General features: G+C 72.4%; 1 protein-coding gene. It reads left to right on the top strand.

The features are described 5' to 3' along the window. The coding region (locus tag ACFYY6_RS38090; RefSeq protein ID WP_389197731.1) for an amino acid adenylation domain-containing protein at positions 1–6,782 on the top strand (6,782 nt) is incomplete at both ends.

The raw sequence follows: 6,782 nt of genomic DNA, 5'->3' as shown, positions 1-6,782 counted from the left end.
GTGGCGGGCAAGGGCACGTATGTGCTCGACTCCTTCCTCCGTCCTGTTCCTGTGGGTGTGTGGGGTGAGTTGTATCTCGCGGGTGGTCTGGCGCGTGGCTATCACGAGCGTCCCGGTCTGACCGCGGAACGCTTTGTCGCCGATCCGTTCCGCGATGGTGGTCGCCTGTACCGCACGGGTGACGTGGTGCGTTGGCATGCGGACGGGACGCTTGAGTACGCGGGTCGTGGCGATGATCAGGTGAAGGTGCGTGGTTTCCGGATCGAGCTGGGTGAGATCGAGAGCGTCCTGGTCGCGCACGAGCGTGTGAGCCAGGCCGTGGTTGTTGCTCGTGAGGACCGGCCGGGGGTGAAGCGTCTGGCCGCGTATGTGGTGGCCGATGGTTCGGGGTTGGATGTCGCGGCTGTGCGTGAGCATGTCGCAGTGGTTCTGCCGGAGTACATGGTGCCGGCCGTGTTCGTAGTTCTGGACGAGTTGCCGTTGAACGCGAACGGCAAGCTGGACCGCAAGGCCCTGCCCGCTCCGGAGTTCACCGGGGACGAGGAGGCCTATGTCGCTCCGCGCACCAGGACGGAACAGGTCCTGGCATCCGTCTGGGCGGAGGTCCTCGGGCTGGAGCAAGTCGGCGTCCACGACAACTTCTTCGACCTCGGCGGCGACTCGATCATCAGCCTCCAGGTCGTCTCAAGGGCCCGCCGTGCCGGTCTGTCACTCTCCTCCCGGGACGTCTTCCAGCACCCCACCATCTCCACCCTCGCCCCGCACGCCCGCGCTCTCGACGTCGATGCCGCCTCCCGTTCCCGGCTGACCGAGAGCGGTACGGTCATCGGCGTCGTGGCCCCGACCCCCGTACGGGAGTGGTTCTTCGAGACCCACCCCGTGGCCCCCGGCCACTTCAACATGGCCGCCGCCTTCACCCTCCCGGACGACACCGACCTCGGCGTCCTCCGCACCGCCGTCGCGGCCCTGGCGGCGCAGCACGACGCCCTGCGCTCCACGTTCATCCAGGACGTGGAAGGCGTCTGGACCGGCCGGATCGCTCCCGACATCGACCTCGACGCCGTTCTCGCCTTCCACACGCTCCCCGAGGACGGCGACCCCGACACCGACGCCGAGGCACGCTGGCAGGCGCTCGTCCGCGACGCACAGGCCGGGCTCGACCTCGCCACCGGCCCCCTGATGCGTGTGCTCGTCCGGACGGGGACGGCCGGACCTGTGCGTGTGGTCGTCGTGGCGCACCACCTGATCATGGACGGCGTCTCCTGGCGCATCCTGCTGGAGGACCTGAGCACGGCGTACGAGCAGACTGCCGCAGGCCGACCGGTCGACCTCGGCCCGAAGGGCACCTCCGTGCGGCAGTGGGCCGACCGGCTCGCCGCGTACACCGCCCGTGGCGGCTTCGATGCCCAGCTGGCCTACTGGCGCGACGCGACCGGGGCGGTCACCTCGCGGATCCCCGTCGACCGCCCCGGGGGCGACAACACCGTGGCCTCCGAGCGCACGGTCTCGGTCTCCTTGTCCGCCGCGGAGACACGGGCCCTGCTGCTCGACGTCCCCGGGGCGTACCGCACGCGCCCCAACGACGTGCTCCTCGCCGCCCTGACCCGCGCCGTCGGCCCCTGGGCGACGGGCGGAGCCGATCGACCCGCGGAGGGCGGGGCCGCTCCTCGATGGGCCGTGAACCTGGAGGCGCACGGCCGCGGGGAGCTCTTCGACGACGTCGATCTCACCCGTACCGTCGGCTGGTTCACCGCCATTCATCCGGTCGCCCTGCCCGTCGCGTACGGCGACGACGACTGGGCCGACACCGTGAAGGCGGTCAAGGAGCTGCTGCGGGCCGTGCCCGACCAGGGCATCGGCCATGGCGCCCTGCGTCACCTCGGCAACGCCACCGGCCTGGGCGACGCTCCGGAACTGGCGTTCAACTACCTCGGGCACTTCGACGAGGGGACTTCCGGTCTGCACCGTTCCCTCGTCCTCAACCCCGGCGGCGAGCACCACCCGGGCGAGCGGCGTACCCATCTGATCGAGGTGGTCGGCGCGGTCCAGGACGGCGTCCTCACCTTCACCTGGGCCTACTCCGAGAACCTTCACGACCTCACGACCGTAGAGGACCTTGCCCACCGGTACGCGGACGAGCTGCGCTCCCTGGTCGCGCACTGCACCGCGCCCGAGGGCCCCTCCGGCTGCACGCCGTCGGACTTTCCCCTCGTCCGCCTCGCCCAGCACGAGGTGGACGCGATCGCCTCGCGCGTCGGCGACGCCCGCGCCATCGAGGACATCCTCCCGCTGACCCCGCTCCAGTCGGGCATGCTCTTCCACACGCTCGACGCGGCCGGATCGCCTGGATCGCCCGCCTATCTCGAGCAGTTCACCTTCGTCATGGCGGGCGTGGGCGACACCGGGGCCGTGGCGCGCGCCTGGCGGGCCGTCGTCGACGCCTCGGACGCGTTGCGCGTCTCCGTCGTCTGGGAGGGAGTGGCCGAGCCCGTCCAGGTTGTCCATCGCGCAGGGACGCGGCCACTGCCGGTGACGTACGCAGACTGGACCGATCGCACCGCCGACGAGCAGGAATCGCTGCTCGCGGACCTGCTCGCCGCGGACCGGTCCGTCATCACGGGCCTTGACGCGCCGCTGATGCGGCTGACGCTCGTACGGGTCGAGGAGGAGGCCGTCCGCGTTCTGTGGTCCTTTCACCACCTGCTCATGGACGGCTGGAGCAGCGCCGCCGTCCTCTCCGACGTGGCCGCCCTCTGCGCGGGCGAACCCCTGCCGCCCCGGGAGCCGTTCCGCGAGCACCTGCGATGGCTCGCCGCACAGGACCATGCCGCCGGGCATGCCTTCTGGACCGGCCGCCTCGCAGGCTTCGAGGAGCCGACGCCGCTCCCGTACGACCGTTCGCCGCGCGGCTCCCGACACGCACGCTCGGGGGAACGCGTCATTCTGGGCCTTCCCGACGCCACCGCGCAGGCGGTCGCGGACTTCGCCCGGCGCAACCGCGTCACCGTCGGCGCCGTCGTCCAGGGCGCGTGGGCGCTGCTGCTCGGCCGGTACGCGGGAACGCACGACGTCCTGTTCGGCACGACCGTCTCCGGCCGTCCGGCGGAGCTGCGGGGCGCGGAGTCGACGGTCGGACTGTTCATCAACACCGTGCCCGTGCGCGTCGTCACGCCGCCGGACGAGCCGGTGAGCGCCTGGCTGCGCCGTCTCGGCGACGCCCAGGCAGCGGCCCGCCCGTACGAGTACGTCGCCCTGCACGAGATCGAAGTGCCCGGCCTGCCGTCCGGCACGCCTCTGTTCGACAGCCTCGTCGTCGTCGAGAACTACCCGGTCGACGCCGCCGCCACCACGCGCCACGGCATCGCCCTTTCCGGGCTCGACGCCGCCGAGTCGACCAACTACCCGCTCACCCTGACCGCGCGCCCCGCCGGGGAGTTCCTGCTCACCTTCGGCTACGACCCCGAACTCTTCGACGCCGCCACCATTCGGCTGCTCGCCGCCCGCTACGCCCACGTCCTGGAGGCCCTGGCGGACGCCGGGGACGCGGCCACCCTCGGCACCCTTCCGCTGACCGGTGCCGACGAGCTGACACGCGTTCTGGACGGTGCGTGGGCCGGCACGCTCGACGCGACCGCGGTGCCGGAGACCTCGCTGCCGGAACTCTTCGCACAGCGGGTCGCCGACACTCCCGACACGGTCGCCGTGACCGGTGCGTCCGGCACGCTCACCTACCGGCAGCTCGACGAACGCGCGGCCCGCCTGGCGAGCGCGCTGCGGGCGCGCGGAGCCGGCCGGGGATCCCGGATCGGACTGCTGCTCGACCGCTCGGCGGACGTCGTCGTCGCCATGCTCGCCGTGCTCAGGACCGGGGCCGCCTACGTTCCGCTGCACTCCGGTCACCCGGCGGACCGGATGCGCGCCATGCTCGACCGCAGCGGCGCCCTGCTGCTCCTCACCGACGGCGTCTTCCCGGCACCGGACGGCATCCCGACCCTCGACGTCTCCGGCATCCCAAACCTCGACGTCTCCGACATCCCGACCCACGATGTCTCCGACATCCCCGGCGGCGACACCACGGCCCCGGCCGACGGACCGGCGCATGTCGCCCCGGACGCCGATGCGTACATCATGTACACCTCCGGCTCGACCGGTGAGCCCAAGGGCGTCGCCGTCACCCACCGCGACATCGCCGCCCTCGCCGCCGACCGCCGCTGGACGCACGATGCGCAGCAGCGCGTCCTGTTCCACTCCTCCCACTCCTTCGACGCCGCCACCTACGAGGTCTGGGCCCCGCTCCTCAACGGCGGCACGGTCGTCGTCGCCGACGGCGACCTCACGGCGACCGCCGTACGCCACGCCGTCGCCGAACACGGTGTCAGCGCACTGTTCGTGACCACCGCGCTCTTCGGCGCCCTCGCCGACGAGGACCCGGCCTGCTTCTCCGGGCTCGGCGAGGTGTGGACGGGCGGCGAGGCCGCCTCCCGCCCGGCGATGCGACGCATGCTGGAGCACTGCCCCGACACCCGGCTCGTCCACGTCTACGGGCCCACCGAGGCCACCACCTTCGCCGTCTGCGGCCCCCTCGACGCCGCCGACCTCGCCGACGGTGCGGCCGTACCGCTCGGCCTGCCCATGGACAATACGCTCGCCTACGTCCTCGACGCGGCGCTGCGCCCGGTCGGCACAGGCCAGCCCGGTGAGCTGTACCTCGGCGGCCCCGGGCTGGCCCGCGGCTACGACGGCCGTCCAGGTCTCACCGCCGAGCGGTTCGTCGCCTCCCCGTTCGGTCCCGCGGGTGGCCGGCTCTACCGAACCGGCGACATCGTCCGGCGACGCCACGACGGCCGCCTCGAATTCCTGGGCCGGGGCGACGGACAGGTAAAGATCCGGGGCTTCCGCATCGAGCTCGCCGAGATCGAGGCCGCCCTTGCGCGCTGCGGCGGCATCGGCCGGGTGAGCGTCCAGGCGGTCACCGCCGCCCGGACGGGCGGCGGCGGTTCCAAGCGGCTGGTCGCCTACCTCGTCCCCGCGGCGCAGGACACCACGGCCGCCGAACTCGACGTCCGCCGCGTACGGGAGGAGGCCGCGGCCCTGCTCCCCTCGTACATGGTCCCCTCCGCGTACGTCGTCCTCGACGCCCTGCCCCTGAACTCCAGCGGCAAGGTCGACCGGCGCGCCCTGCCCGCCCCCGAGCACGACCACGTCACCGCCACCGTCCAAGAGGCCCCGCACGCCGGGGCCGAGGAGCGGATCGCTGCCGTCTGGGCCGAACTGCTCGGCAGCGGGCGAATCGGCCGGCACGACGACTTCTTCGACCTCGGCGGCGACTCCATCACCAGCCTCAAGGCCGCCTCCCGGCTGCGCACCGCCCTGGGCGCCGACCTCTCGCCGCGCGCCCTGTTCGACCATCCCACGGTCGCCTCGCTGGCCGCCGCCTGCGCCGCCACGACGGGCGCGACGACGGACGCCGCGATCACCCCGGCGCCGCGCGGCGCGGGCCCGCTGCCGCTCTCCTACGCGCAGGAACGGCTCTGGTTCCTCGACGCCTTCACCCCCGGTGGCTGCGAGTACAACGTCGTCACCACCCTGCGTCTCACCGGGGTCGTCGACACCGCCGCCCTGCGCACCGCCGTCGCCGGGCTCGTCGCCCGCCACGAGGCACTGCGCACCACCTTCGACGCCGCCGACGGCCGGGGCGGCACCCAGCACGTCCACGACACCCTCGACGTGCCCGTGCGCACGGTCCGGGCGGCGAGCGAGGACGCGCACGAACGCACCCTGCGGGCGGAGGCCGCCCAGCCGTTCGACCTGCGCACCGGGCCGCTGTTCCGCGTGCTCCTCGTCGAGCGGGCAGGGCGGGACGAGTCCACCCTCATGCTGACGATGCATCACATCGTCACTGACGGCTGGTCCATGGGCGTGATCACACGCGAGCTGAGCGCCCTCTACACAGCGGTGGTGGACGCGTCCCACGGTGATCCCGTGCTGCCCGAACCATCCCTTCAATACCCGGACTTCGCAGTCTGGCAGCGTGCGCGACTCACCGAGGACGCCCTCGCGCCCCACCTCGACCACTGGAGCGAGCGGCTGGCCGGTCTCGAACCCCTGGAGCTGCCCACCGACCGACCCCGCCCCGCCGTGCGGACGGGGCGCGGCGCCCTGCACTCCTTCCGCGTCCCGCAGCGTCTCACCACGGCACTCGCCGACGCGGCGCGAGCGCAGGACGCGACCCTGTCGATGGCCCTGACCGCGGTCACACAGCTGCTGCTCTCGCGCTACAGCGGCCAGGACGACATCGCCGTCGGCACGGCCGTCTCGGGGCGCGAGCGCACCGAGCTGGAACCGCTGGTCGGCTTCTTCGTCAACACACTCGTGCTGCGCACCCGCATCGACGCCCATGCCGACTTCGGCACGCTGCTGGACGACGTACGAGAGACCACCCTGGCCGCCTTCGAGCACCAGGCGGCCCCGTTCAGCCGCCTCGTCGAGGCCCTCGCCCCGGAACGCGACCCCAGCAGGACCCCGCTCGTCCAGGCCGCGGTCACCCTCCAGAACGCGCCGCGCGAGACGTTCGCACTGCCGGGGCTCTTGGTCGAGGAAGTCCTGCCGCCGGTCGAGACGAGCCCGTTCGACCTCAATATCGAGTTCGAACCCATCGACGGAGAGGGCCTGTTCGCCGTCGTCTCCTACAGCACGGATTTGTTCGATGCGGTGACGGTGGAGCGGATGGCGGGGCATTGGTTGGGTCTCGCGGAGGGGTTGGTGGCTGCTTCGGGTGTGGC

Source organism: Streptomyces sp. NPDC001750, from assembly GCF_042892615.1.
GTDB lineage: Bacteria > Actinomycetota > Actinomycetes > Streptomycetales > Streptomycetaceae > Streptomyces.
Note: the sequence above shows the minus strand (reverse complement) of the source record. Positions and strands in the feature narration are given on the sequence as shown.